25 protein-coding genes are annotated in these 26,110 nt (G+C 57.6%); 13 read left to right on the plus strand and 12 right to left on the minus strand.

Going from position 1 to position 26,110, the window contains the following annotated elements; translation table 11 throughout:
- Positions 1 to 30: 30 nt before the first annotated feature.
- Positions 31 to 507 carry a fasciclin domain-containing protein gene (locus tag ACR1XY_RS05650; RefSeq protein ID WP_480590778.1) on the plus strand — a complete coding sequence of 159 codons (477 nt, stop codon included), beginning with the start codon at positions 31 to 33 and terminating at the stop codon, positions 505 to 507.
- 51 nt (positions 508 to 558) lie between these two features.
- Here the strand turns inward: ACR1XY_RS05650 and ACR1XY_RS05655 are convergent, their stop codons facing one another.
- Together ACR1XY_RS05655 and ACR1XY_RS05660 are read right to left on the minus strand one after the other, a co-directional pair.
- Positions 559 to 1,143: a L,D-transpeptidase gene (locus tag ACR1XY_RS05655; protein ID WP_480591087.1), complete on the minus strand. Its 585-nt coding sequence runs from the start codon at positions 1,141 to 1,143 to the stop codon at positions 559 to 561.
- Positions 1,144 to 1,341: 198 nt separating this feature from the next.
- Positions 1,342 to 2,841, minus strand: coding sequence for a CoA-acylating methylmalonate-semialdehyde dehydrogenase (locus ACR1XY_RS05660; RefSeq protein WP_480590780.1), 1,500 nt, complete (start codon positions 2,839 to 2,841; stop codon positions 1,342 to 1,344).
- 103 nt (positions 2,842 to 2,944) lie between these two features.
- On the opposite strand from ACR1XY_RS05660, the gene ACR1XY_RS05665 reads away from it, so the two are divergent.
- From ACR1XY_RS05665 to coaD, 3 genes are all read left to right on the plus strand, one after another.
- Positions 2,945 to 3,847: a LysR family transcriptional regulator gene (locus ACR1XY_RS05665; protein ID WP_480590782.1), complete on the plus strand. Its 903-nt coding sequence runs from the start codon at positions 2,945 to 2,947 to the stop codon at positions 3,845 to 3,847.
- Between the two features lie 59 nt (positions 3,848 to 3,906).
- Positions 3,907 to 4,344, plus strand: a complete 438-nt coding sequence (locus tag ACR1XY_RS05670; protein WP_480590784.1) for a CBS domain-containing protein — start codon at positions 3,907 to 3,909, stop codon at positions 4,342 to 4,344.
- 85 nt (positions 4,345 to 4,429) lie between these two features.
- Positions 4,430 to 4,921, plus strand: a complete 492-nt coding sequence (coaD, locus tag ACR1XY_RS05675) for a pantetheine-phosphate adenylyltransferase (RefSeq protein WP_480590785.1) — start codon at positions 4,430 to 4,432, stop codon at positions 4,919 to 4,921.
- Here the strand turns inward: coaD and gap (ACR1XY_RS05680) are convergent.
- The 3 genes from gap (ACR1XY_RS05680) to gap (ACR1XY_RS05690) all read right to left on the minus strand — a co-directional run bounded on the left by gap (ACR1XY_RS05680) (position 4,913) and on the right by gap (ACR1XY_RS05690) (position 7,215).
- Complete coding sequence (gene gap, locus ACR1XY_RS05680) at positions 4,913 to 5,917, minus strand: type I glyceraldehyde-3-phosphate dehydrogenase (RefSeq protein ID WP_480590787.1); 1,005 nt, start codon at positions 5,915 to 5,917, stop codon at positions 4,913 to 4,915. The two genes, coaD and gap (ACR1XY_RS05680), sit on opposite strands and share 9 nt — an antisense overlap.
- Positions 5,918 to 5,998: 81 nt before the next feature.
- On the minus strand, positions 5,999 to 6,142 hold the full coding sequence (locus ACR1XY_RS05685) for a hypothetical protein (RefSeq protein WP_480590789.1): 144 nt from the start codon (positions 6,140 to 6,142) through the stop codon (positions 5,999 to 6,001).
- Positions 6,143 to 6,213: 71 nt separating this feature from the next.
- Positions 6,214 to 7,215 (minus strand): type I glyceraldehyde-3-phosphate dehydrogenase, encoded by a 1,002-nt coding sequence (gap, locus tag ACR1XY_RS05690; RefSeq protein WP_480590791.1) that lies wholly within the window; start codon positions 7,213 to 7,215, stop codon positions 6,214 to 6,216.
- A gap of 181 nt (positions 7,216 to 7,396) precedes the next feature.
- Between gap (ACR1XY_RS05690) and ACR1XY_RS05695 the strand changes: the two genes are divergently transcribed.
- Positions 7,397 to 8,356, plus strand: coding sequence for a DUF808 domain-containing protein (locus ACR1XY_RS05695; RefSeq protein ID WP_480590793.1), 960 nt, complete (start codon positions 7,397 to 7,399; stop codon positions 8,354 to 8,356).
- Between the two features lies 1 nt (position 8,357).
- Positions 8,358 to 8,771: a hypothetical protein gene (locus tag ACR1XY_RS05700; RefSeq protein WP_480590795.1), complete on the plus strand. Its 414-nt coding sequence runs from the start codon at positions 8,358 to 8,360 to the stop codon at positions 8,769 to 8,771.
- A 45-nt stretch (positions 8,772 to 8,816) separates the two neighbouring features.
- Here ACR1XY_RS05700 and tkt read toward each other — a convergent pair whose 3' ends face one another.
- A complete protein-coding gene (gene tkt / locus ACR1XY_RS05705) occupies positions 8,817 to 10,841 on the minus strand; it encodes a transketolase (RefSeq protein WP_480590797.1) in 2,025 nt (674 codons plus the stop codon).
- Positions 10,842 to 11,075: 234 nt separating this feature from the next.
- Between tkt and ACR1XY_RS05710 the strand changes: the two genes are divergently transcribed.
- Genes ACR1XY_RS05710 through ACR1XY_RS05720 form a run of 3 tightly spaced genes read left to right on the plus strand, consistent with a single transcriptional unit; the run spans position 11,076 to position 12,618 of the window.
- Positions 11,076 to 11,873 (plus strand): hypothetical protein, encoded by a 798-nt coding sequence (locus ACR1XY_RS05710; protein WP_480590798.1) that lies wholly within the window; start codon positions 11,076 to 11,078, stop codon positions 11,871 to 11,873.
- Complete coding sequence (locus tag ACR1XY_RS05715; protein ID WP_480590800.1) at positions 11,873 to 12,268, plus strand: cell division protein ZapA; 396 nt, start codon at positions 11,873 to 11,875, stop codon at positions 12,266 to 12,268. The genes ACR1XY_RS05710 and ACR1XY_RS05715 overlap by 1 nt, the downstream gene beginning before the upstream one ends.
- Positions 12,265 to 12,618 carry an MliC family protein gene (locus ACR1XY_RS05720; RefSeq protein WP_480590802.1) on the plus strand — a complete coding sequence of 118 codons (354 nt, stop codon included), beginning with the start codon at positions 12,265 to 12,267 and terminating at the stop codon, positions 12,616 to 12,618. Before ACR1XY_RS05715 ends, ACR1XY_RS05720 begins: the two co-directional genes overlap by 4 nt.
- Here the strand turns inward: ACR1XY_RS05720 and grxD are convergent, their stop codons facing one another.
- The 6 genes from grxD to ACR1XY_RS05750 all read right to left on the minus strand — a co-directional run bounded on the left by grxD (position 12,619) and on the right by ACR1XY_RS05750 (position 19,617).
- Positions 12,619 to 12,981, minus strand: coding sequence for a Grx4 family monothiol glutaredoxin (gene grxD, locus ACR1XY_RS05725; RefSeq protein WP_480590804.1), 363 nt, complete (start codon positions 12,979 to 12,981; stop codon positions 12,619 to 12,621).
- Complete coding sequence (locus ACR1XY_RS05730; protein ID WP_480590806.1) at positions 12,968 to 13,258, minus strand: hypothetical protein; 291 nt, start codon at positions 13,256 to 13,258, stop codon at positions 12,968 to 12,970. Before ACR1XY_RS05730 ends, grxD begins: the two co-directional genes overlap by 14 nt.
- Before the next feature lie 182 nt (positions 13,259 to 13,440).
- Positions 13,441 to 13,677 (minus strand): BolA/IbaG family iron-sulfur metabolism protein, encoded by a 237-nt coding sequence (locus tag ACR1XY_RS05735; protein ID WP_170324811.1) that lies wholly within the window; start codon positions 13,675 to 13,677, stop codon positions 13,441 to 13,443.
- A 135-nt stretch (positions 13,678 to 13,812) separates the two neighbouring features.
- Positions 13,813 to 15,972 carry a phosphoribosylformylglycinamidine synthase subunit PurL gene (purL, locus tag ACR1XY_RS05740; protein WP_480590808.1) on the minus strand — a complete coding sequence of 720 codons (2,160 nt, stop codon included), beginning with the start codon at positions 15,970 to 15,972 and terminating at the stop codon, positions 13,813 to 13,815.
- 171 nt (positions 15,973 to 16,143) lie between these two features.
- Positions 16,144 to 18,429: a mechanosensitive ion channel family protein gene (locus tag ACR1XY_RS05745; protein WP_480590809.1), complete on the minus strand. Its 2,286-nt coding sequence runs from the start codon at positions 18,427 to 18,429 to the stop codon at positions 16,144 to 16,146.
- A gap of 279 nt (positions 18,430 to 18,708) precedes the next feature.
- Positions 18,709 to 19,617 carry a LysR family transcriptional regulator gene (locus tag ACR1XY_RS05750; protein ID WP_480590811.1) on the minus strand — a complete coding sequence of 303 codons (909 nt, stop codon included), beginning with the start codon at positions 19,615 to 19,617 and terminating at the stop codon, positions 18,709 to 18,711.
- Positions 19,618 to 19,786: 169 nt separating this feature from the next.
- On the opposite strand from ACR1XY_RS05750, the gene ACR1XY_RS05755 reads away from it, so the two are divergent.
- The 4 genes from ACR1XY_RS05755 to argC all read left to right on the plus strand — a co-directional run bounded on the left by ACR1XY_RS05755 (position 19,787) and on the right by argC (position 26,105).
- Entirely contained in the window at positions 19,787 to 23,206 is a 3,420-nt protein-coding gene (locus tag ACR1XY_RS05755; RefSeq protein WP_480590812.1) for an indolepyruvate ferredoxin oxidoreductase family protein, read from the plus strand.
- A 79-nt stretch (positions 23,207 to 23,285) separates the two neighbouring features.
- Complete coding sequence (locus ACR1XY_RS05760; protein WP_480590814.1) at positions 23,286 to 24,164, plus strand: lysophospholipid acyltransferase family protein; 879 nt, start codon at positions 23,286 to 23,288, stop codon at positions 24,162 to 24,164.
- A gap of 8 nt (positions 24,165 to 24,172) precedes the next feature.
- Entirely contained in the window at positions 24,173 to 24,982 is an 810-nt protein-coding gene (locus ACR1XY_RS05765) for a glutamate racemase (protein WP_480590815.1), read from the plus strand.
- 94 nt (positions 24,983 to 25,076) lie between these two features.
- Positions 25,077 to 26,105: an N-acetyl-gamma-glutamyl-phosphate reductase gene (gene argC, locus ACR1XY_RS05770; protein WP_480590817.1), complete on the plus strand. Its 1,029-nt coding sequence runs from the start codon at positions 25,077 to 25,079 to the stop codon at positions 26,103 to 26,105.
- Positions 26,106 to 26,110 lie beyond the last annotated feature (5 nt).

Genomic DNA, 26,110 nt, shown 5'->3' on the forward strand with positions numbered 1-26,110 from the left:
CCATAACAAGCTGGAGAGGAGAGAACAGCCATGTTTCGCCGCACATTCATGGGCGCCGCCGCCGCACTTGCACTTGCCCTGCCTGTAAAAGCGCAGGCCGCTGATATCGTGGACACCGCCGTTTCGGCCGGATCGTTCAACACGCTGGTTGCAGCTGTACAGGCCGCGGGTCTGGTCGACACGCTGAAAGGCGATGGTCCCTTCACCGTATTTGCGCCGATCGACGAAGCCTTTGCCGCGTTGCCCGAAGGTACGGTGGAAACCCTGTTGCTGCCGGAAAACAAGGATCAGCTGGTCGAAATCCTGACCTATCACGTGGTGCCGGCCAAGGTGATGTCGGGTGACATCGCAGGAAAGCGTGCCAAGGTTCTGACCGTACAGGGGGATCGTCTGAGCGTGAATGCAAGGAACGGTGTTAAGGTCAATGACGCCGAAGTGGTGCAGGCCGATATCGAAGCCAGCAACGGTGTGATTCACGTAATCGACGCAGTAATCCTGCCGGAATAACACCGTCCAGAACAGAAAAAAGCCCCGGTCTGACGGCCGGGGCTTTGTGCGTCAAACCAGTCTGACCTGAGTTCCGATCTGGACCAGAGGATACAGTTCCTCGACATGCTGATTGTAGAGACCAATACAGCCGGACGAACTTTGACGACCGATTTTGCGCGTATCATGGGTGCCGTGCACCAGATAAGCCGGCCAGTCCAGATACATGGCACGGGTGCCCAGTGGGTTGCCAGGATCGCCGCCTTCCATTCGAACAGGCAAAGAAGGATCACGCTCCCGCATAGATGCGGTTGGAGTCCAGCTTGGGAATTCGGTTTTGCGCACGATCTTGGTGTACCCGCGCTTGGTCAGTTCCTCGCTCATCGGAACTGAACTCGGGTACAGTTTATATGCCCCGTCCGGGCCCCAATAGTGCACTGCGCGGCTGGTGATATCGGCCAGCAGACAGCCAACTCCCAGTTCGTCGAAATGATCCTGCCAGTTCTGTTGTGAAAAGGAAGACACGTTGCGTCGCACCGGAAGTTGCGTGCTGATGGCATCTTCATCGGTTGGGAAAGCGTCGCTGCTTTGCGCACGCACGATAGCTGGCGTCGCCAGAAGTGACGCTGCGCCCAACAATGCAGTGCGGCGGTTCATGCGGGTATTTGACAAATTGGCCTCCGGTTCAGGAACTGCTCGAGCAATAATTTGCCATAAAGTATTGACCCTTGCCCCCGTTTTCTAGGGCGCTTGCTCTGAATTTATCGTGAAATCGAGAGTTTTGGCGGTGCTTCGCCGAAAAAAAACCCGACCTGTAAAAGGCCGGGTTCGGGATTTTCGCGTTTCAGCAGTGGATCAGTCCATTGCCTTAAAGTTGAACTCGCCACCTTCCTTGATGCCCGAGGGCCAGCGTGCGGTGACGGTTTTGGTGCGGGTGTAGAACTTGAAGCTGTCCGGACCGTGCTGGTTCAGGTCGCCGAACATCGATTTCTTCCAGCCGCCAAAGGTGTGGTATGCCAGCGGAACCGGGATTGGAACGTTGATACCGACCATGCCGATGTTGATCCGGCTGGCAAAGTCGCGCGCGGTGTCACCGTCGCGGGTAAAGATCGCGGTACCGTTGCCATATTCATGATCCATGGCCAGGCCAATCGCCTCTTCGTACGAACCAGCGCGGACAGTCGACAGAACCGGACCGAAGATTTCCTGTTTGTAGATGTCCATGTCGGGCGTGACGTTGTCGAACAGGTGCGGACCGACAAAGAAACCGTCCTCATAACCCTGCAGGCTGAAATCGCGATTGTCGACAACCAGCTTCGCGCCTTGCTCGACACCCGAGTTGATCAGGCCGAGGATACGCTCTTTCGCGGCGGCGGTCACAACCGGACCCATGTCCACGTCGTCACCTGCGGTGTAGGGGCCAACCTTCAGTTTCTCGATGCGCGGGATTAGCTTGTCGATCAGCGCGTCAGCGGTCTCTTCACCAACCGGCACGGCGACCGAAACGGCCATGCAGCGTTCACCCGCCGCGCCAAAACCTGCTCCGACCAGAGCGTCAGCCGCCTGATCCAGATCCGCGTCGGGCATGACGATCATGTGGTTTTTGGCGCCACCGAAACACTGAGCGCGTTTGCCATTGGCGGTTGCGCGGCTGTAGATGTACTGCGCGATTGGGGTCGAACCCACAAAGCTGACGCCCTGGATGATCTCGCTGTCGAGGATGGTATCCACGGCCTCTTTGTCGCCGTTCACAACCTGGAAGACGCCCTTGGGCAGACCGGCTTCAACGAACAGTTCGGCCAGCATCAGCGGAACAGAGGGGTCACGCTCGGACGGTTTCAGAACCACGGCGTTGCCGCAGGCCAGAGCCGGACCGACGTGCCACAGTGGCATCATCGCCGGGAAGTTGAACGGCATGATCGAGCCGACCACACCCAGAGGCTGACGCATCGAATACATGTCGATGCCGGGGCCTGCGCTGTCGGTGAATTCACCTTTCAGCATCTGCGGTGCACCTATGCAGTATTCGATCACTTCCAGACCGCGCTGCAGGTCGCCTTTTGCGTCCGGAATGGTTTTACCGTGCTCGCGGCTCAGCGCCTCGGCCAGCTTGTCCATGTCGCGGTTCATCAAGCCAACCATGGCCATCATCACGCGCGCACGCTTCTGCGGATTGGTTGCGCCCCATTGAGGCTGTGCTGCGGCGGCTGCCTCGATGGCGGCGGTGGTCTCTGCAACACTGGCCATCGGACAGCGGTACTGAACCTCGCCGGTTGCCGGGTTGAAAATGTCGTCGAAACGACCAGAGGTTCCGGCGGTCATCTCGCCATTCAGAAAGTGGGTCAGATCTTGCATCGATAGCTCCTCCGATAGACTTGAGCGCACAATAGGCTTGCAGAAATTTCGTGAACAGAGGCAATATCTCAAAAGAGCTTTGCAAAAATGCAAAAGGTGACACATGAACCCAAACTGGGATGACATGCGGGTTTTTCTGGCAGTCGCGCGCGAGGAAAGCCTGTCTTCCGCCGGGCGCATCCTGAAGATAGACCCGGCCACGGTCGGACGGCGCATTGCCCGGCTTGAGGCGACTCTGGACGCAACATTGTTCACAAAGTCCCAACAGGGATATGTGCTGACAGCGACGGGGGAACGTCTGCTGGATCACGGTCTGCAGGCCGAAGAAGCGATGCGTGCGGCGGCGGGTGCCGTGGTGGGCTCGACCAAGTCGCTCAGTGGTCAAATCCGGATCGGCGCGCCTGACGGTAGCGCGAATTACCTGTTGCCGCAGGTCTGTGCGAAAATCAGCGATGCCAATCCCGATCTGGACATTCAGATTCTGGCCTTGCCGCGGATCATCAACCTGTCCCGGCGCGAGGCGGATATGGCCGTGACCGTCAGTGCGCCAACCGCTGGAAAGCTGCTGGTCAAAAGGGTCAGCGATTACAAGCTGCATTTGGTGGCGACGCAGGATTACTTGGACCGCCACGATCCCATCTACACCGTCGCCGATCTGATGGGGCACCGGTTGATTGGGTATATCCCGGACATGATCTTCGATCGCGAATTGGACTATCTCAATGATATCGGCATTGACCGTGTCGCGCTTGCATCGAATTCCGTCTCGGTTCAGTTGCGTCAGGTAACGCTGGGCACTGGGGTGTGCGTGGCCCATGACTTCACTTTGCCGTTTCACCGAAACCTAAAGAAAATCTTGACGGATCAAGTGAGTTTAACCCGAAGTTTTTATCTTGTCCGGCATCAGGGGGATCAGCGCAATGAACGGTTGAACCGATTTGCCGACGCTCTGACACAGGGCATCCGTGACGAAATTGCGCGGCTTGAAGCCGATGCTGATGCTTGACAGGTCGACCCAATCGCGCAACGCTTTGGAATAAGATTATTATTTCGGAGGTGTTCTTCATGCTCGTACAGGCCATTCTGACATCTAAGTCTACAGAAGGCGTGGTGACGGTCGAACCTTCGGCGACAGTCTCAGAAGCTTCGAAGATTCTAGCAGAAAAACGTATCGGTACCGTTATCGTGTCGGAGGACGGTGGGCAAACGGCATCGGGCATTCTGTCCGAACGTGATATCGTTCGCGAATTGGCCGCAAGTGGTAGCGGATGTCTGAACCAGCCGGTCAGCGCCTACATGACGCAAGACCTGATCACGACGACGCGGCAGGCAACAGTTCAGGATATCATGGCCCGCATGACCGAAGGCCGCTTTCGCCATATGCCCGTGGTTGAAGACGGCAAGCTGGTTGGAATTGTGACGCTTGGCGACGTGGTCAAGGCACAACTGGCGGAATTGGCGATGGAAAAAGATGCGTTGCAGGGCATGATTATGGGCCATTGACGGCCCGGACCACCGAACTGATAGCTTGCACCTGCATCAAGTTTATGTTTGCTTGCGCAGAAATTTTATTGCGCAGGAGGGCGTGATGCGGGTGGGATTATATCCTGGAACCTTTGACCCGATCACTTTGGGCCATATCGATATTATTCGCCGCGCCTCGGCACTAGTGGATAAGCTGGTGATCGGCGTCGCCATCAACCGCGACAAGGGGCCGATGTTTGCTCTGGAAGAGCGCGTTGCCATGATCGAGGCGGAGTGCGCGTTTCTGTCCGAACAGACCGGGACCGAGATTGTTGCCCATCCCTTCGAAAACCTGCTGATCGATTGTGCCCGTGATGTCGGGGCGCAGATCATCGTGCGCGGTCTGCGGGCCGTGGCGGATTTCGAGTATGAGTTTCAGATGGTTGGCATGAACCGTGTGCTGGATAACTCGATCGAAACCGTGTTCCTGATGGCTGAAGCCCGGCATCAGGCGATTGCCTCGAAACTGGTGAAAGAGATTGCGCGGCTGAACGGGGACGTGTCGAAATTCGTCACGCCCCAGGTCAATGACGCGCTGCGAGAAAAGCTAGGCTAGGGCACCCATCGCGGCGGCCGTGTCCAGCATCCGGTTCGAGAAACCCCATTCGTTGTCGTACCACGCCAGCACGCGCACCAGCGTGCCGTCGGTGACTTTGGTTTCTGCCAAGGATACGGTCGAACTGTGGGCATCGTGGTTGAAGTCCACTGATACCAGCGGGCGGTTTTCCGCGGCCAGAACGCCGGGGATTTTGGCAGCGGCTTCAACAAACAGCGCGTTGACCTCGTCTTCGGTGGTGGGGCGCGAAACCTCGGCCACCAGATCCACAACCGATACGTTGGGGGTAGGGACGCGGATCGCCTGACCGGTCAATTTTCCTGCCAGTTGCGGCAGAACCAGACCCACGGCTGCAGCGGCACCTGTTGTGGTCGGGATCATCGACAAAGCTGCAGCCCGCGACAAGTAGGGGTCCTTGCCCGCAGTATCGTGAACCGGTTGGCTTGCAGTATAGGCGTGAACGGTGGTCATGTTGCCGTGCACGATGCCCAGCCCTGCATCCAGTGCGGCGGCAACGGGGGACAGGCAGTTCGTGGTGCAGGAAGCGTTCGACACCACGGTGTCTTCGGCTGCCAGTTCGTGTTCGTTCACACCGAACACGACCGTTTTGACTGCTCCATCTCCGCGAGCGGGAGCCGAGATCAGAACTTTTTTCGAGCCGTTTTTTAGGTGACGTTCGGCGGCCTCGCGCGTGCGGAACACGCCAGTGCATTCCAGAACCACGTCGACATCCGACCAGTTCAGCGCCTCGGGGTCGCGCTCGCTGGTTAGGCGGATGGGGCCGGCGCCAACGTCCAGGCCCGCTTCGGACAATGTGACCGTGTTGGGATAGCGGCCATGCACGCTGTCAAATTCGAACAGATGTGCGTTCATTTCCGGCTTAGCCAAGTCGTTGATCGCGACGATTTCCACGTCTGTGCGCCCCGTCTCCATCACCGCGCGCAGCACGCCGCGTCCGATCCGTCCGAATCCGTTGATTGCCAGCTTGAGTGTCATTTTCTGCTCCGTCCGAATGTCGGCTAAATATGGTTAGCGCTAACATCGTCAGATAAACGGAAATGTCAAGAAAAACCTCTGTCAGCGCCAGATGGCGACCCAGTCCAGAAAGGCGTACAGCTTTTTTCCGAGGAAGATCAAATGCTCGGGGCCAAAGAATGCGTAGTCGATAATGATCGCACCGAGGATCAAGAGGCCGAGCCAGATAGCGATTTGGTTGGTCATTGCGGCCCCGAACGAAAATGCCCGCCCAGATAACCTGAGCGGGCAAAAAGGTTCAAGATTTCAAACCGGTCTTAGTTAAGGCGGCCCATCGCAACGGCGACGTCAGCCATACGGACCGAGAAGCCCCATTCGTTGTCATACCAAGCCAAAACGCGAACCAGTCGGCCATCGACAACGCGAGTCTGATCTGGTGCGAAGATGGAGCTTTCCTCGGTGTGGTTGAAATCGGTCGAGACCAGCGGAGCGGGTTCATAGCCCAGAACACGCTGCATCGGGCCTTGTGCGGCTTCGCGGGCAATTTCGTTGACTTCCTCAACGGTGACGTCGCGCGAGGCGCGGAAAGTCAGGTCCACGGCCGAGACGTTCGGGGTGGGTACGCGGATGGCGGAACCGTCCAGGCGACCTTTCAGGTTCGGCAGAACCTCACCCAGAGCCTTAGCGGCACCAGTCGAGGTCGGGATCATCGACATAGCTGCAGCGCGAGCGCGGTACAGGTCGCTGTGACGACGGTCCAAAGTAGGCTGGTCGCCGGTATAGGCGTGGATCGTGGTCATGATACCGTTTTCGATGCCGACACCTTCGTCCAGCACCTTGGCAAGCGGAGCAAGGCAGTTCGTGGTGCAGGATCCGTTCGAGACCATATTATCATTTGCAGTCAAAGTGTTGTGGTTCACTCCGAACACGATGGTCTTGTCGACATTCTTGCCCGGAGCGGACAGTAGAACTTTGCCAGCGCCACGTTCAAGGTGCGTTTTCGCCTTGGTGCCGTCATTGAACTTACCGGTGCATTCCAGAACGACGTCGCAACCTTCCCAGTCCAGCTCGTTCATGTCGTAAGTCGAGAACATTTCCATCGGGCCGCGTCCCAGATCCATGGTGTTGCCATTGATGGCGATGTCGCGGGGAAAACGGCCATGAATGCTGTCATACTTCAATAGATGCGCGCTTGTTTCCAACGGGCCGGTCGCATTGACCTTGATCACTTCGATGTCGTTACGGCCTGACGCGGCGATGTGCGACAGGGTGCAGCGGCCGATGCGGCCAAAACCATTAATACCGACCTTTATGGTCATGTGACGTCTCCAAATGCGCTTGCGTTGCAGGCCATATAGCGGCGATTTCTGAATCTCAAAAGAGTAAAAGCGGCATAATTTTAAGGTGTTAGCGCAAACCTCACGAGATTGCGCTAACGCTTGCGCTAGCTGAGGGATCGGGTAGGGTCCGTTTGCGGCAGGAGACAGGAAAGGATGCGCGATGAGCGGTCTGTTGGCCCTTTTGGATGATGTGGCGGGGATCGCCAAGGTCGCGGCGTCCTCGGTGGATGACGTCGTTGCGGCGGCGGGCAAGGCCGGGGCCAAGACGGCGGGAGTGATCATTGACGATGCGGCGGTTACTCCGAAATACGTTCAGGGCTTTGCACCGGCGCGTGAGTTGCCGATCATCTGGCGCATTGCGCGGGGCTCGGTGTTCAACAAGATCGTGCTGTTGTTGCCGGTGGCGCTGTTGCTGGCCAATTTCGCGCCGTGGCTGATCACGCCTTTGCTTATGTTGGGCGGGTCGTATTTGTGTTTCGAGGGGGCCGAGAAGATTTTCCACGTCCTGTTCCCGCATGGAAGCCATGCCATCGACGAAGACATGAACGTGCGCGACCCCGGACATCTGGAGGAACAGAAGGTCAGGGGGGCCATCAAAACAGATTTTATCCTGTCGGCTGAGATCATGACCATTGCACTGGCGGCCATTGAAGCTCCGAATCTGTGGATGCAGGCCGCGACGCTGGCGGTTGTGGGGATTGGTGTGACAATTGCGGTTTATGGATCGGTCGCGCTGATCGTGAAGATGGACGACGTAGGCCTGTACCTGGCGCAGAACGCGCCGACACCTATTGGGCGTGGATTGGGGCGCGGTCTGGTCAAAGCGATGCCGGGCGTGATGAAAACTCTGTCGATTGTCGGAACTGCTGCAATGCTGTGGGTCGGCGGATCAATTGTCATTCACGGGATGGAAGTTCTGGGCTTTGGCTGGCTCGGCCATCACATCCACGACTGGGCCTATGCGATTGGGCATTCGGTTTCGGAACAGTGGGTGGGCGCTGTGGAATGGATTTCCAAAGCTGCGATGGACGGCGTGTTTGGTCTGGCCTGGGGGTTTGTTTTGATCCCGGTTGCAACCAAGGTCATGGGGCCGTTGTTCAACAGGAAAGCTGAACACTAAGATGCAGCATTTCCGCTTAGAAACCTTAATAGATGGGCCTATCATCCGAGAAATTGGATCACGCGGGTCCTCTCGGAGCGGTGCATCTTCGCTTCTCTCTGCACTGAGCATTGCCGCCGACGAAGTGCCGTTTGATGAAGAAGAACTCTACGGATTCTTACATTTTCGTATTGATACCGCACTCAAGGTACAGAAGCGTAGTCATTGGTCGGGCGGACGAGTTTACAACACTTTGACCGGGCAATCGGCAACTTACGTTCCCCTTTCAGGTACACATCTTCGCCAAGCGTTGTCTTGTATCGGCTTGGAACCACCCAAGAAAGTGGTGGTGCAAGGACGGTATGAGTTGCGATTGGATTACGCTCTGAAAGCCTATGATGCGCTCAAACTGAAGGTTAAGACTGGATCCAAATGAAAAGGGCGGCCAAAGCCGCCCTTTGCTCTGTTCTTCGTGATTGGCTTACAGGCCCAGCAGTTCCTTGACTTTGGCAACCGTTGCCTCTGCGGTGATGCCGAAGTGCTTGTAAAGATCACCCGCCGGAGCAGACGCGCCAAAGCCCGACATGCCGATGAAACCGGCCTTGGCTTCGCGGCCACGCTCGCCCAGCAGCCAGCGGTCCCAGCCACCGGCGCGAACTGCGGCCTCGATACCGACGCGCACGGCACCTGCGGGCAGAACGCGCTTGCGGTAGGCTTCGTCCTGCTCGGCGAATAGTTCCATACAGGGCATGGAGACAACGCGGGTGCCAATGCCTTCGGCCTCGAGCATGGCCTTGGCTTCCATCGCCAGCGAAACTTCCGAACCGGTCGCAATCAGGATGGCCTGACGCTTGCCTTCGGCTTCGGCCAGAACGTAAGCGCCTTGTGCAACTAGGTTCTTGGCTTTGTGCTGGGTCCGTACGGTAGGCACGCCCTGACGGGTCAGCGACAGGACCGAGGGGCTGTCCTTGAAGGTCAGCGCCAGCTCCCAGGCTTCGGCGGTCTCAACCGTGTCGGCAGGGCGGAACACATAGGTGTTCGGCGTTGCGCGCGAGATGGCCAGATGCTCGACCGGCTGGTGCGTCGGGCCGTCTTCGCCCAGACCGATCGAGTCGTGGGTCATCACGAAGACCGACGGTATTTTCATCAGCGCTGCCAGTCGCATGGACGGACGGGCATAGTCGGTGAAGGCCATGAACGTACCGCCATAGGGGCGGATGCCGCCATGCAGCGCCATGCCGTTCATCGCGGCGGCCATGCCGTGTTCACGAATACCGTAGTGGATGTAACGGCCCTTGCGGTTTTCCGGCAGGAACACGCCCATATCGGCCGACTTGGTGTTGTTCGACCCGGTCAGGTCAGCCGAGCCGCCAACGGTCTCGGTCATGATCGGGTTCACGACGTTCAGAACCTTTTCAGACGAGGCGCGGGTGGCCAGTTTCGGCTGGTCTTCCGACATCTGTTTCTTGAACGCGCGAATGGCACCGGCCAGTTTCTTCGGCGCTTCGAACGAATAGGCGCGGTTGAACTCGGCCTGCTTGCGCTCGGACAACTGCGCGAAACGCTCTTCCCACGCGGCGCGCTCAGCGACACCGCGGGTGCCGATGGCCTCCCACGCGGATTTCACGTTGGCCGGGACTTCGAACGCGTCATGAGGCCAGCCATAACCGTCTTTGGCTGCTTTCAGCTGTTCCTGATCCGTCAAAGCGCCGTGGCCTTTGGACGTATCCTGCGCCGCGTGACCCAGAGCAATGTGACTTTCACAGGCGATCATGGTCGGCTTGTTCGACTTTTTCGCCTGAACAATGGCCGCGTCGATGGCTTTGGGGTCGTGGCCGTCGATCTCAATCACATGCCAGCCCGAGGCTGCGAAGCGGCGCACCTGATCAGTGCGGTCGGCCATATCGACGGTGCCGTCGATGGTAATGTTGTTGTTGTCCCAGAATACGATCAGCTTGCTCAGCTCATGACGACCCGCCAGAGTGATAGCTTCTTGGCTGACGCCTTCCATCAGGCAACCGTCGCCCGCGATCACGTAAGTATAGTGATCCACGACCTTCTTGCCGTAATGCGCGCGCTGAATTTCTTCGGCCATGGCAAAGCCCACAGCGTTTGAGATGCCCTGACCCAGCGGACCGGTTGTGGTTTCGATCCCATCGACCAGGAAATTTTCCGGGTGGCCTGCGGTTTTCGCTCCCAGTTGGCGGAAGTTCTTGATCTCGTCCAGCGTGACGTCAGCATGACCCGTGAGATAGAGCAGCGAATAGATTAGCATCGAGCCATGACCCGCCGAAAGGATGAATCGGTCGCGATCAGGCCAGTTCGGGGCCGAGGCATCGAATTTCAGGTGCTTTTCGAACAGCACGGTCGCAACGTCGGCCATGCCCATCGGCATGCCGGAATGGCCGGAATTGGCGGCGGCGACGGCGTCAAGGGTCAGGGTGCGGATGGCCGCAGCTTTGTCCCAGTGTTCAGGATTGGCATTGCGCAGCGCAGTCAGGTCCACGGGCGTTGTTCCTTTGGATTACAGGCAGATGGGCGCTCAATACCATCCGGCCCCCAAAGTGCAAGCAGAACTGGGCAATCTGGCCGAGGTGTGGTTCAAGAAAGTGGCCCAAGTTGTTGAAAGCAAACAGTGGGTATTTTCTGTCTCGTTGGGTTAGACTAGGGCAAGACGCGGCTTGTGTTGATTCGGACACAGGCGCAATACAAGGAACCTTGGTTAAGAGGTGGCAGGGGCATGAGCCAGATCGAAGAACTACAGCGCCGTATCATTGCCGCAATGGATCGGATCGGAACGGGTGTCGAGGCGCTGCGGGATGTAGCACCGGCCAGCGGCGGTGCGGATGACACCCTGCGCGCGGCACTGGACGATGAACGCGTTGCAAATGCGCAGTTGGAAGAACGTCTGAAATCGCTGAAGGAACGCCACGAGCAGGAAGTCGATGCCATGCGCGCCGATATGGAAAACCTGCGGACGGCGCCGATAGAAGATCCTGAAAATGGCGCGTTACGGGAACAGTTGGCTGCAGCAACTGCAAAGCTGGCTTCGGTCGAGGCTGCCCGCGCTGAATTGGCGGCGGCTAAGGCAGCGTTGGAAAACCAGGATGAACTTGCAGCGCTCAAGGCTGAAAACGCACAATTGGCAGCCGCCGTCAGCGCGGCGCAAGAGGTCGAGGCTGAAAATGCGCGTCTTCGGTCAGAACTGGCCGACAGCGAGCGGGTGGCCGAGTTGAGCGCCGAGTTGGACATGCTACGCGCGGAACGCGCCAGCCACGGCGCGGCGATGTCGCGTCTGGATGACGATCTGCAGCGGATGCGTAAGGCGAATGAGCAATTGCGCCAATCGGTCGACGAATTGCGGGCCGCGGCCGAAGACGGCTTGCCCGATGCCGATCTGCTCAACCGCGCCACGGTGGCCGAGCTTGAGGCGACGCGCGCCGCGCAAGCGACGGATGCGGCCGAGGCACACGCGGTTCTGGCTCGGCTTGAACCGCTGTTGTCGCAGGCGAAACTGGCGGAAGGAGAGGTTGAATAATGCCCGAAGTGACCATTCAAATCGGTGGGCGCGGCTTTGAAGTCTCGTGCCAGGAAGGCGAAGAGGCGTTTCTGCATTCCGCAGCCAAGATGCTGGATGATGAGGCGCAGGTCCTATCCGATCAGATCGGCCGAATGCCGGAATCCCGGATGTTGCTGATGGCCGGTCTGATGCTGGCGGACAAGACCGCTGGAACGGATGAAAAATTACATGCTCTCGAAGGTAAACTGGCCGCGGTTGAGGCAGAGTTGCAAGCGCTCAGAAAAATGCCGCAGCCAGAACCCGAACGGATTGAGGTGGCAGTGGTGCCACCCTCGGTGACAGACACTCTGGCGGAGTTAGCCGCACGGGCCGAAGCCCTGGCTTCGGTGGTCGAAGAAAGGTCTTCGGAATGAACGCCGTCAGAACTCTGACTTTTGCTGCGATGATGACACTGCCCGCCGGAGTGGCTGTGGCTGAAATCGACATTCTACCGGTGACATTTACCTGTGAAAACGGAGTTCCGCTGGAGGTCGCCTATTTCAATGCGCCAGACGGGTCCAGTGCGGCGGCGATGATCGTCGACAATCAACTGGTCACGCTGCGGCAAGCCCAAAGCGGGTCCGGTATCCGTTACGAGTCTGCGGGAGAGGTAGGGACTTACATCCTGCGTTCCAAAGGCTGGGACGCCACGGTGAGCTTTCTGGCGACAGGTTCGGATGCCGCCAGTGAGCAAATCATTTTACAAAACTGCAGCAGTCGCTGATCAGGCGTTCGCCTCGCGGATTTTGTCTGCGGCTTCTTTGTTGTAGCCGACGCCGTTGTCGTCAAACAGCGTATCCAGCTCGCCCGACAGGGTCATTTCGGTGATGATGTCGCAACCGCCGACGAATTCGCCTTTGACGAATAGCTGCGGCACGGTTGGCCAGTCGGAATAATCCTTGATGCCCTGACGCACATCTTCATCGGCCAGAACGTTCACGTCGGTATATTCCACACCCATGTAGTTCAGCACACCGGCCACGCGGGACGAAAACCCACACTGCGGCATTTCCTTGGTGCCTTTCATGTACAGCACCACGTCGTTGGCTTTGACGGTTTCGTCGATCTGAGTTTTAACGTCGCTCATCTTGCTTGTCCTTTTCACCCGCATCCGGGTCGGTCGTTTCATTCTGTGACGGGTCAGAGGACCATCCTTCTTCCTCCAACCGTCGGTGTTCGGCTTGCGCCAGGGCCAGCGGATCCAGCCCGTATCTTTCGATGCCGCCGATCTTGCTGATTTTGTCCGGATCGGGACGCATGTCGGCGAGGTTACGTTTTCTGTTCCGCTTCACATAGGCTTCGATCAGCGCGGCGGCAACTACCAATGCTGCGGGTACACCTATCCAGAACAGCCAGCCACTCATTTTAGGCACTCACCTTTTGCGTCGTTCGTACTCGCGCCGCCTCATTTTCCTTGCGACACGCCAATATCTGGGCCCGTATTTTAGCAGTCTTGGTAGATCACAAAACAAGATCGCTAACGAGTAGACTATGTCGAAGACCAGATAAGTTAGTCGTAGCAGAACCCATCCGATCGGTTCGTCCACTATTCAGGCGCTTTCGTCGTCAGTGCCAGTGCGTGCAGATCGCCATCCGGGCCGTCCATCTTACCTTTCAGCGCTGCATAGACCGCACGTTGCTGCTGGACTCGGTTTTTGCCGCGAAAGCTCTCATCCACGACCATGGCAGACATATGCACGCCGTCATGCCCGCCGACTTGAATTTCCGCATCCGGAAAGGCTTCGCGCAGCAGGTGTTCGATTTCGTGGGCGCTCATCGGCATGTAGGTAACTCCTGAAGGTCTTTCCCAAGATGTAGAGCGCCAGGGCGGGGCGTGCAAGGGTGTGAAAGGGGGCTGAAAACGACAAAACCCGCGTCTATCGGGACGCAGGTTTTGCGATCAGTAGGTGATCAGCGTTCAGGCCACGGCCTCAGCAAAGCTGTTACGGAAAGTGGCGGTCAGTTCCTCGAGCGAAGCCTCGGAGTTGCCAATACGCACGCTGTCGCCGGTAAAGCGGCCAACAGAGACCAGCGGTACGCCAGCCTGACCTGCTGCGATCATCAGTGCCTCGGCCTGATCGAAGTTGCAGGCCACCAGGTAACGGGCCTGATCCTCTCCGAACAGAAATGCAGTAGAAGCCTCATCAAGGTGAACCCCCACGCCGGCGGCCTCGGCCAGCTCGAACGCTGCCAGTGCCAAACCGCCATCGCCCAGATCGGTACAGGCCTTGATCATCTTGCGATTGGCGCGGATGAACTCGCCGTTACGCTTTTCCGCGTCCAGATCGACATGCGGCGCGTCGCCGTCTTCGCGGTTGAACACTTCGGCCAGCAGGGCTGACTGACCCAGATGGCCATGGGTTTCACCGATGACCAGCGTGACGTGGCCTTCACGGACTTCATTGCCGATGATTTCGTCGGTGTGATTCAGCAGACCAACCGCACCGATGGTCGGGGTGGGTAGGATCGCCTGACCGTCGGTTTCGTTATACAGCGACACGTTGCCTGACACGATGGGCATGTCCAGCGCGGCAACCGCCTCGCCGATACCCTGAATGGCGCCGACGAACTGGCCCATGATTTCGGGCTTTTCGGGGTTGCCGAAGTTCAGGTTGTCGGTGGTTGCCAGTGGTTTCGCACCCACGGCGGTCAGGTTGCGATAGGCTTCGGCGACCGCCTGCTTGCCGCCTTCGACTGGGTTGGCGCGCACATAGCGCGGGGTGACGTCACTGGTGAATGCCAGCGCCTTGTCGGTGCCGTGCACGCGAACCATGCCCGCACCCAGACCCGGCGTGCGGGCGGTGTCAGCCATGACCATCGTGTCATATTGTTCGTAGACCCACTGTTTGCCCGCGTAGTTGGGCGAGGCGAGCAGGGCGCGCAGGCCGTCGATCGGGTCGATCTGAGGCACCTCGGCAAGTTCTTCAGCCTCGGGCGTTGCCACCCAAGGGCGGTCATATTCCGGTGCGGTCGACGAGAGCTTGGACAGAACCAGATCGGCTTTGACCTCTCCGTTATGGACAATCAGGAAGCGGTCTTCGGCAATGGTTTCGCCTACGATGGCAAAGTCCAGGTCCCATTTTTCGAATACAGCGCGGGCCTCGGCCTCAAGCTCGGGCTTTAGAACCATCAACATGCGTTCTTGAGATTCCGACAACATCATCTCATAAGCGGTCATGTTTTCTTCGCGCTGGGGGACGTTCTCTAAGTCCAGACGCACGCCCAGACCGCCTTTGTCACCCATTTCCACCGCGGAACAGGTCAGACCCGCTGCGCCCATGTCCTGGATTGAGATTACGGCCCCGGTCCGCATCAATTCCAGCGTGGCTTCCATCAGGCGCTTTTCAGTGAATGGGTCGCCGACCTGAACTGTGGGACGCTTTTCTTCGATTGTGTCGTCGAACTCAGCCGAAGCCATGGTTGCGCCGCCCACGCCGTCACGACCGGTCTTGGCACCCAGATAGACGACAGGCATACCGACGCCCGAAGCTGCCGAGTAGAAAATCTTATCGCTGTCGGCCAATCCTGCAGCAAACGCGTTCACCAGACAGTTACCGTTATAGGCCGGGTGGAATCTCACCTCACCACCTACGCAGGGCACGCCGAAGCAGTTGCCATAGCCGCCGATGCCTTCGACCACACCGTTTACCAGTTGGCGGGTCTTGTGATGGCCGGGCTCGCCGAAGGACAAAGCGTTCATAGACGCGATGGGACGCGCGCCCATGGTGAAGACGTCGCGCAGGATGCCGCCGACACCCGTCGCCGCACCCTGATAGGGTTCGATGTAGGACGGGTGGTTGTGGCTCTCCATTTTGAAGACCACCGCCTGACCGTCGCCAATGTCGACAACACCCGCGTTCTCACCCGGTCCGCAGATCACCTGAGGGCCCGAGGTGGGCAGGGTACGCAGCCATTTCTTGGACGACTTATAGGAACAATGCTCGTTCCACATGGCCGAAAAGATGCCCAGTTCGGTGAAGGTCGGCTCGCGCCCGATGATCTCGAGGATCATGTCGTATTCGTCGGGCTTGAGCCCGTGTGCGGCGATCAGATCGGGTGTGATTGCGGGCTCTTGCATCTTCTGTCCTGTGTCCAAGTGGGCCGAGATTGCGCGCCTTTTAGGGCAAGGGCGCGCCCGTGGAAAGGGTTAAGACCCGCAAGGCATAGTTTGACGCGGGCCAAAGGTAAAAAAACGGCCGCCCGGTGCGTTGAGCAGGGCGGCCATTATGGTCTTTCAGGTATCTTCGTTTTACTCCGGCGCGCCGTGAGCGGAACCGGTTTTTTGACCCTGCTGTTCGGCTTGCTGGTTGGCGGCTTCACCGGCAGCAGCCCCGATGGCGGCTTTTTGTTCCTCAGTGAGGTGATCGGCGTCGTCCAGTCCAGGGATCGCTACGCGCACCTCGCGGCGGGCAAAGTCGATGCCGTTTTCCTTGAACGCGGCCTTCACGCGATTGAAGATTTCCTTGCGCAGGGTGAACTGCTTGCCCGGCTTGGCCATGAACTTGCCACGGATGATCATGCCAACATCGTCAAAGTCAAACACGCCTTGCGACTTGAAGGGCTGCAGGAACCCATCCTTGTGGGTTTCGTCTTCCATCATCTCAGCACCGATCTTCTTGAAGATCTTCTTCACCTTGTTGGGGTCGGTGTCGAATGGCACGGTGAACTTCAGTTTCATGATGACCCAGTCGCGGCTGTAATTGGTCAACTTCTGGATTTCACCGTAAGGGATGGTGTGAACCGGACCGCGGTGGTGACGCAGTTGCATCGAGCGGATCGAGATTTTCTCGACCGTTCCGGTGGTGCCTCCGACATCCACATATTCGCCAACCCGGAAAGCATCATCCACCAGAAAGAAAATGCCGCCGACGATGTCAGCCACCAGTTTCTGGGCGCCAAAGCCGATGGCCAGACCCAACACACCAGCACCGGCCAGAAGCGGGGTGATATTGATTCCCAATGCCCCAAGGGCAAGCAGGACAAAAATCACCGCGATGGCAGCCTGCGCGGTCACTCTCAGCAGCGGCAGAACCGTTGCCAGACGCGAACCGCCTGAACCACCGCCTTCACCAGCCTCTTCGTCAGGGCTTTGCTCGGCTGCAGTTTGTTCTTTCGCCAGACGTCGGTTGATCCAGAGCGAGACGACCTCGTTCAGGATGTAGCCGACAGCGATGATGATGAAGAACTGGATCAGCTTGCTACCGGATTCGGCGCCTCCACCTGCGATTTCCTGCAGGTCCAGATCCCATGCCCTGGCAATCATCAGGATGACCAGAATGCCAGCCAAAACCCGGCCAATGCGGATATAACTGCGTTTGGTGGATTTATACGCCCGCTCGGCCACGGGGCCTTCGCCCTGCATCGGAGGTTGAAGATGGCGCACCAAACCGCGGATCAACGTGTCCAGCGCTGGCGCGATCAGCAGCCAGAACATGGTGGTGTAGTGAGCGCCCTGAACCAGCATATGCAGGTAAACCGGGTTGCGCTGTGCGACAAGGAATTCGACAAGCAACCAGATCACCGCCGACACGCCGATGGCGAAATAGGGGTAATAATGAGCAACTTCTTCGTCGAACTTGGTGTGATCGGGGTCTGTGCCCAACATCATTTGCGAAAGCCCCTCACGGGCTTTCCAGGCTATTACGCCAATATAGATGTGGGTCGCAGCGTTCAGCCAGAATCCGATACGTGTTTCACGGCCGGTAATGCCGTTCAGTTCGTTGAAATGAAGAATGAACAGCGTGAAACCGATCAGGAACAGAAGGCCAATCAGATTACGGTGCAGGTATTTCGCCCAATGATCATCAATATTCACCAGCCGATAGTGCGGTTTGTTCGGAGCCAGAATGAACCGCGAGGCGGCAGCTCCCAATCGGGGAATCCAGATCAGGTAGAAAACAAAGGGCGCGGCGTAGATGATTTGTTCGGGCGTCAGAAGGCCGCGTCCCAGCGCTCGGATAACGACGTAAAACACGACAAGTCCTGCGATTTCGCGGCAGAAACGGCGGAACAGGTATCTGACTGCCCCCCACAGGTCGTTTTCATCGGCCGCTTCAACCCCGCGAAGCCAATTGCGGGTAAGGAAGCCGAACAGCTTTTCCGCAACGAACCCGACGACTAGGACGCTTAAGATCAAGCCCAAAAGAGATAGTGCGCCGGTGGTCCCAAAGGTGCCGACAAAGGTCTCGACCGCTTGAACCTGCGCTGTGAAAAGGTTCGGTATGGTGACCGCAACATGCGTCCACGACGCCACCATTTCGGCCCAAATCTCGTTGATTTCAGTTATCGGGTCTTCACGATCCGCTGCCTCAGCGGCGTGTTTTTCTGCGACCGCATCCAGACGCTCCAACAAAATGGCGCGAACTTGATCGTCAGACATACGCGCGACCAGATCGTCGACCTGTTCAGGTGTCAGGTCTTCGGGAATGCTCACAGGGGCTGTGGAACCGGTCGAGCCGTTGCTCTGCGCCAAAACAGGCCCGGTCAGGCAAACAACGGAGATTATCACCAGCAATAGGCGAAAGGGCTGAAACATCGAATCTGTCCTCGAACACAAGTCTTCGTGATTTTTTTCGTGATCATAGGTCTAAGTGCCCGGAAATCACAGAAGTTTTGGCAATCGGACTGGCACAAGTGGCCTTAAGCCAAAAAAAAGGCCGAGCACTAAGCTCGGCCGTAGTCCAACAGGGAGGTATGAAGATGATGAGCGTTTCAGCATCACCGCCTTCGAGTGCTCATTTAGGGATCAGTTTGTGAACGATCAAGATTTTTCAGACTGATTACTTGTCATGCCCGCTATGCTGCGTGCGCATAGCTAGAGTTTTCCCATCTGCTTCAACTGCTTGCGTTGGGCGATGATCTCATCCTGAACAAAGTCACGGAAGGCTTCGACGCGTTTGGAATGGCGCAATTCTTCGGGGTAGGCGAGATAGACGGGAACGTCTGCGGTTTCGATATCTGACAGGATCGGAACAAGATGCGGAAAATCCTGCGTCACGTAATCCGGCAGCACGCCGATGCCCAGATTATGAAGCACGCCCTGCAGAACACCGAAATAGTTGTTCACGGTCAGCAGCGAACCGGGGTTATACGTCATCAAGTGCCGTACCATCGAGGCGCTTGCACCGACCTGTGGGGCCGAGGGCGTCTGACAAATTAGTCGATGGTCCTTGATTTCGTCCAGTGACTCCAGCATCCCGCCATGCGTTTCGATGTATTCCTGGGTCGCGTACAGCATCATCTGCACGGTCATCAGCCGCTTGCGGACCAGATCGGCCTGGCTGGGTTCTTTCATGCGAATAGCGACGTCGGCTTCGCGCATGGGCAGGTCCAGCACACGCTCTTCCAGCATCAGGTCTATGTTGAGGTCAGGATACTGCTCGTACAGTTTCGGCAGGCGAGGGGCCAGCCAGAGCGTACCGAAGCCAAAAGTGGTGGTGACCCGCAGCACGCCAAAGACTTCTTCTTCGCTGTCGCGGATACGGGCGGCAGCGGCGTCCAGTCTTTTTGACATGGCCGAAGTTGCATCGAACAGCAACTCACCCTGTTCGGTCAGGATCAGACCGCGTGCGTGTCGGTGAAACAGAGTCGAATCGAGCGACTCTTCCAGTGCTCTGATCTGTCGGCTGACGGCCGATTGTGACAGATTCAGCTTGTCACCCGCATGAGTCAGGCTGCCTGCATCCGCCACCGCGTGAAATATTCTAAGCTTGTCCCAATCCATCGCCGCAACTTTCGTTATTCCTCGGAACGCCTATATGAAATAGGTAACAACTTCCACATTCAAACGCTGAAATCCTTAGGATTCAGAGGATAAAACCTATGCAGGTCAGATATTATGACCTAAAATGGGTGAAAAAGTAGCACACTGATCTGACGAGGGGAGGCGTCTGATGAGTCAGCCACAAATATCGTTGAGTGACCGGTTCGATCTGGAAAAGAACCCAGTCCTTTTGAACGGGACGCAAGCGCTTGTGCGTCTGATGCTGATCCAAAAGGCGCGGGACACGCGGGTGGGGTTGAACACGGCGGGTCTGGTGACCGGTTATCGCGGGTCGCCGCTGGGTGCCGTGGACCAGCAGATGACGAGAGCGCAAAAGCAACTGGCCGAAAGCGACGTCACGTTTCAATACGGATTGAACGAGGATCTGGCTGCCACCGCCCTATGGGGTAGCCAGCAAGCGGGGTTGCGCGGGGACGGACGGTTCGATGGCGTATTCGGCCTATGGTACGGCAAAGGGCCTGGGGTAGACCGGTCCGGCGATGCGATGCGCCACGCCAACATGGCGGGTACGGCCAAGCATGGCGGCGTGCTAGTGGCCATGGGAGATGATCACACCGGCGAAAGCTCAACCGTACTGCACCAGTCCGAATGGTCGCTGGTCGACATGTACATGCCAATTGTCAGCCCTGCGGGTGTACAGGAGGTTCTGGATTACGGTGTCTACGGGTTTGCGCTCAGCCGGTTCTCGGGGCTTTGGGTCGGTCTGAAGACGATGAAGGACACGATCGAAGTAACATCGGTCGTTGACGGAAGCGCCGATCGAATGAAGCTGGTCGTGCCTGAGTTCGACGTGCCCGACGGCGGGTTGAACATCCGCCTGGGCGACACACCGCACCTGCAGGAAGGGCGGATGATCGACTATAAACGCTTCGCTGCCGAGACGTTCTCGCACGTTAACACGATGGACCGTCGGGTCTGGGGCAAACCCGGGGCCAAAGTCGGCTTTGTCGCGGCAGGGAAAAACTGGCTGGACCTGACCCATGCGATGTCTCTTTTGAACATCGACGAGGCCGAGTCCGAACGTCTGGGCATCACCACATACAAGATCGGACAAACCTTCCCGCTGGACATGGCCGGATTCCATGACTGGGCACAAGGGCTTGACCTTATTGTTATCGTTGAAGAAAAACGCAAACTGATCGAGGTTCAGGTCAAAGAAGCCATCTTTGACGATCGCCGCGGTCGCCGTGTGTACGGTTGGTACAAAGGCGGGGCCGGGACGCTGCACCGCGAGGAACTGTTCCCGACGCGTGGCGCGCTGGACCCGATCATGATCGCCGAGAAACTGGGTGAGATTCTGATCGAGGAGGGCTGGGATACCGACGGTATTCGCGCCGGCCTGGCCAGCCTGTCCGATGCTCGCCGGGCTGACAATGCCGAGGAAATCGCAACGCGACTGCCGTATTTCTGTTCGGGCTGCCCGCATAACAGCTCGACCCGGTTGCCCGATGGCAGCCGTGCTTATGCGGGCATCGGTTGTCACTACATGGTGCAGTGGATGGACCGCGAAACCACCGGCTTCACGCAAATGGGCGGTGAGGGTGCAAACTGGATCGGTGAGGCGCCATTCTCGACCACCAAACATGTGTTCCAGAACCTCGGCGACGGGACATATAACCACTCGGGTGTGCAGGCGGTCCGGGCGGCTTTGTCGGCGGGCACGAATATCACCTTCAAGATCCTGTTCAACGACGCCGTCGCTATGACCGGCGGGCAGGAAAACGAAGGCGGTCTGACGGCAGAACGGATCGTGGCCGAAGTCAAAGCCATGGGCGTTCAGCATGTCGCGGTGGTTTACGATGAAAAAGAAGATTTGAATTTCAAGGCTCTGCCCGCCGGAGTTGAAACCTTTGAACGAGCCGAACTGATTCAAGTGCAGGAACGTTTTCGCGAGATTGAGGGCGTTTCGGTCATCGTCTACGTCCAGACCTGCGCGGCTGAAAAACGGCGTCGTCGCAAAAAAGGTACGTTCCCGGATCCGGACAAACGGGTCTTTATCAACACTGATATCTGCGAAGGATGCGGTGATTGCGGTGTGCAGTCGAACTGCGTCTCGATTGTGCCCGTCGAGACCGAGTTGGGCCGCAAGCGGGCCGTCGACCAATCCAGCTGCAACAAGGACTTCTCTTGTATCAACGGGTTTTGCCCGTCGTTTGTGACGTTGGAAGGCGCGCAAATCCGAAAGGAGGCAACCACCGAAATCGACCTGCCGGATTTGCCTGAACCCGTGCTGCCAGAGATTAAGGGCACACATAACGTGGTCATCACCGGAGTTGGGGGTACCGGCGTCGTGACCTTGGGTGCCATACTGGCGCAAGCGGCACAGATCGACGGCAAAGGCGCCGGGATGATGGAGATGGCAGGTTTGGCCCAGAAGGGAGGCGCTGTGCATATCAACTGCCGCTTGGCCAACCGCCCCGAAGATATCAGTGCCATTCGCGTCGCCACAGGCGAGGCACATGCCTTGATCGGTGGCGATCTGGTGGTGTCCGCCGGGGCCAAGACGTTGGGCCTGACACGGGCCGGCCAAACCGGGGCTGTCGTCAACAGCCATGAAACCGTCACCGGTGATTTCACCCGTGATACTGAGTTCAGAATTCCGGGCGACAGACTCAAATTGTCATTGCAGGCGCGGTTGAAAGAGGATGTCTCGCTGTTTGATGCTACCGATCTGGCGCGCGCAGTGATGGGAGACTCGATCTATTCCAACATGATGATCTTCGGCGCGGCATGGCAACGCGGTCTTCTGCCTGTCAGCCATCAGGCCATCGTTTCGGCCATTGAATTGAACGGCACGGCGGTTGAGCGCAACAAACGCGCTTTCGAAATAGGGCGTTGGGCCGTCTTGCATCCGCAAGAGGTTACAGGGATTCTAGAGCCTAATACGGCTGAATTGCCGAAGACTCTGGACGCGATTATTGGTTTTCGTGTGCAACACCTGACCGCTTACCAAAGCGGTCGTCTGGCTAAACGGTATCTCAAATTGGTCAATGCGTTTGACGATGAAGGCATCCGCAAGGCCGTGGCGAAAGGATATCACAAGCTGTTGTCCTATAAGGATGAATACGAGGTTGCCCGCCTGATGCTGGACAGTCGGGATAAGGCGGCGGCAGAGTTTGATGGGGTTTTCAAAATGACCTTCCATTTGGCCCCGCCCATTCTGGGTGGCACCGGATCGGACGGTCGGCTAAAGAAACGTGCGTATGGGGAATGGTTGCTGAAGCCTATGAAAGTTCTCGCCAAACTGAAAGTCCTGCGCGGGACACCGCTGGACATTTTCGGTTACAATGCCGAACGGCGGATGGAACGGAAGCTGATCAAGCAATATGAGCTGGATATCAAAGAGATAATCCCTCTTGTTACACCTCAAACGCGGGATGCGATTATCGCCCTTGCGCAATTGCCGTTGGACATTCGTGGATTCGGGCCGGTTTTGCGTGCAAACGAGGCTAAAGCGGCCAATCGGCGCGAAGAACTGCTATCCTCGATCCGCAACGGAGGGCCCGAACTGCGCGCGGCGGCGGAGTAAATCGTCACTGTCTTGTCACGGAACCTAGGCAAAATTGTTGCTTAAACCTATCTTGCAGGCAGTAAACTCGGAGATTCGAATGCCCTCGCGCCGTCATGTCGCTCGTGACATTTCCTACGCTTATTCCGCCGAAACCAAAGGCGGGCAGATGGTGATCAAACTGATGGAGAACACCACCGGTCGTATGCGCCTGATCAAGCGCGCGGATGGGTATGAGAAAGAGGTGGCTAACGGGCGCGATTTCTGGTCGGTGATGGTGGAACGCTACGGGCTGTCTCTGGATGTGGTCGGCGGGGCGTTGTCGAATGTTCCCAAAGACGGTCCACTGATCCTGATTGCCAATCACCCTTATGGCATTCTCGACGGGATGATGATGGGCCACATCCTGTCTCAAACCCGGGGTGATTTCCGTATTCTGGCCAACCATGTTTTCCGCAAGGCTGAGGATCTGAATCGCATCATTCTGCCGATCTCGTTTGATGAGTCGAAAGAGGCTATGAAACTGAATCTGGAAACCCGCAAGACCGCGCTGAACTATCTGAGCGAGGGCGGGGCGATTGGTATTTTTCCCGGAGGAACGGTCAGCACAGGCGTCAAGCCGTTCTCACATCCGATGGACCCGGGCTGGCGCGGTTTCACGGCGCGAATGGTGGCCAAGTCGAGCGCCACAGTGGTGCCGGTTTTCTTTGATGGACACACCTCGCGGCTTTTCCAGATTGCTAGTCATTTGCACAATACCCTGCGCATGGGTTTGCTGATCAAAGAGTTCAAGAAACGCGTCGATACGCCGGTCAAAGTGGTGATCGGAGACCCCATCTCGCGCGACGTTCTGGACCCTCTGGCGAAGGATACGCGCAAGATGATGGATTTCTTGCGCAAAGCCACGTATGAGCTGTCCCCAACGCCGCTGAAGTCTTACGACTACGGCTATGAATTTGAGGAACGGCATCGCGCCTAAAGGGGCAAATGGCAGTAGGTATCTTTGATTCTGGATTGGGCGGTCTGACCGTTCTGGACGCCGCGCAGAAACGTCTGCCGGACGTGGATTTCCTGTATTTCGCGGACAGCGCACATGCGCCCTATGGTGTGCGCGATGCCGAGAATATCTATGACCTGACACGGCGTGCCGTTTACGATCTTTGGAACCGCGGCTGTGATCTGGTGATTCTGGCCTGTAACACTGCCAGTGCGGCTGCTTTGCGCCGGATGCAGGAAGAAGGCGTGCCAGATGGCAAGCGCGTTCTGGGTGTCTTCGTACCTCTGATCGAAGCCCTGACCGAGCGTCAATGGGGCGACAACAGCCCTCCGCGTGAGGTCGCTGTCAAACACGTGGCGCTGTTTGCAACGCCTGCGACGGTGTCCAGCCGGGCCTTCCAGCGGGAACTGGCGTTTCGCGCAATTGGTGTGGATGTCGAGGCGCAGGCTTGTGGCGGTGTGGTCGACGCAATCGAAGACGGCGACATGATTCTGGCCGAGGCGCTGGTGCGCAGCCATGTGGATGCGCTAAAACGGAAAATGCCGGAACCGCAGGCCGCGATTTTGGGCTGTACTCACTATCCGCTGATGGCCGAAACCTTTCAGGCTGCCTTGGGTTCGGATGTGCAAGTGTTCAGCCAGGGGGCTTTGGTGGCTGAAAGCCTTGCGGATTACCTGCAGCGGCACCCGAAGATGCAGGGTGTGGGCAAAGGTGGGTTTCTGACCACCGGAAAGCCCGGCACGGTCAGCGACCGTGCTACGCAGTTCCTCCGACGACAAATCACGTTCGAGGCCGCCTGACTTAGGTCAAGGACGGCTTAACGCATTCTCCTTTATTCGAAGGCCGTCACATCGGCGGTCGTGATATGTGACACTATGGAACAAGAGGTCTGACATGACCCATAAAATCGCAATTCTGGGTGCCTCCGGCTATACCGGCGCCGAATTGGTGCGGTTGATCGCCGAGCACCCGAACATGGAAATCACGGCTTTGGGTGCCGAGCGGAAGGCCGGGATGTCGATGGCGCAGGTTTTCCCGCATCTGCGCCACATGGATTTGCCAGACCTTTGCAAAATCGCTGAGATTGATTTCTCGCAAATCGATCTGTGCTTCTGCGCGCTGCCCCACAAGACCAGCCAAGAGGTCATTCGCGACCTGCCGAAAGACCTAAAAATCATCGATCTCTCTGCGGATTTCCGTCTGCGGGACGCGGATGAATACGAGAAGTGGTACGGCAATCCGCACGTCGCTTTGGAGCAGCAGGAAGAAGCAGTTTATGGCCTGACCGAGTTCTACCGGAATGATATCCGCAACGCGCGGCTCGTTGCGGGCACGGGATGTAATGCGGCCACGGGGCAGTATGTACTGAGGCCGCTGATCATGGCGGGCGTGATCGATCTGGACGATATCGTGCTGGACCTGAAATGCGCCGTGTCGGGGGCAGGGAGATCGCTTAAAGAAAATCTGCTGCACGCCGAGCTTAGCGAGGGGTACAATGCCTATGCCGTGGGTGGTACTCACCGACATCTGGGCGAGTTTGATCAGGAGTTTTCGGCTCTGGCTCGTCGCACCGTGCACGTGCAGTTCACGCCGCACCTGATCCCGGCCAACCGGGGTATTCTAGCGACCACTTACGTCAAGGGCGATCCGGCCAGTGTGTACGAAGCGCTGGGTAAGGCCTATGAAAATGAACCATTTATCCGGATGCTGCCGTTTGGCGAGACGCCTTCGACCCACCATGTGCGGGGTTCGAATTTCTGCCATATCGGTGTGGTTGGCGACCGGATTGAACGGCGCGCCATCGTAATCGGCGCGTTGGATAACCTGACAAAAGGTAGCAGTGGCCAAGCCTTGCAGAACGCTAACCTGATGTTAGGTGAGGATGAAACCGCGGGCCTGATGATGGCCCCGCTGTTCCCGTGAGGACG

Source organism: Ruegeria sp. AD11(2025) (assembly GCF_056542405.1).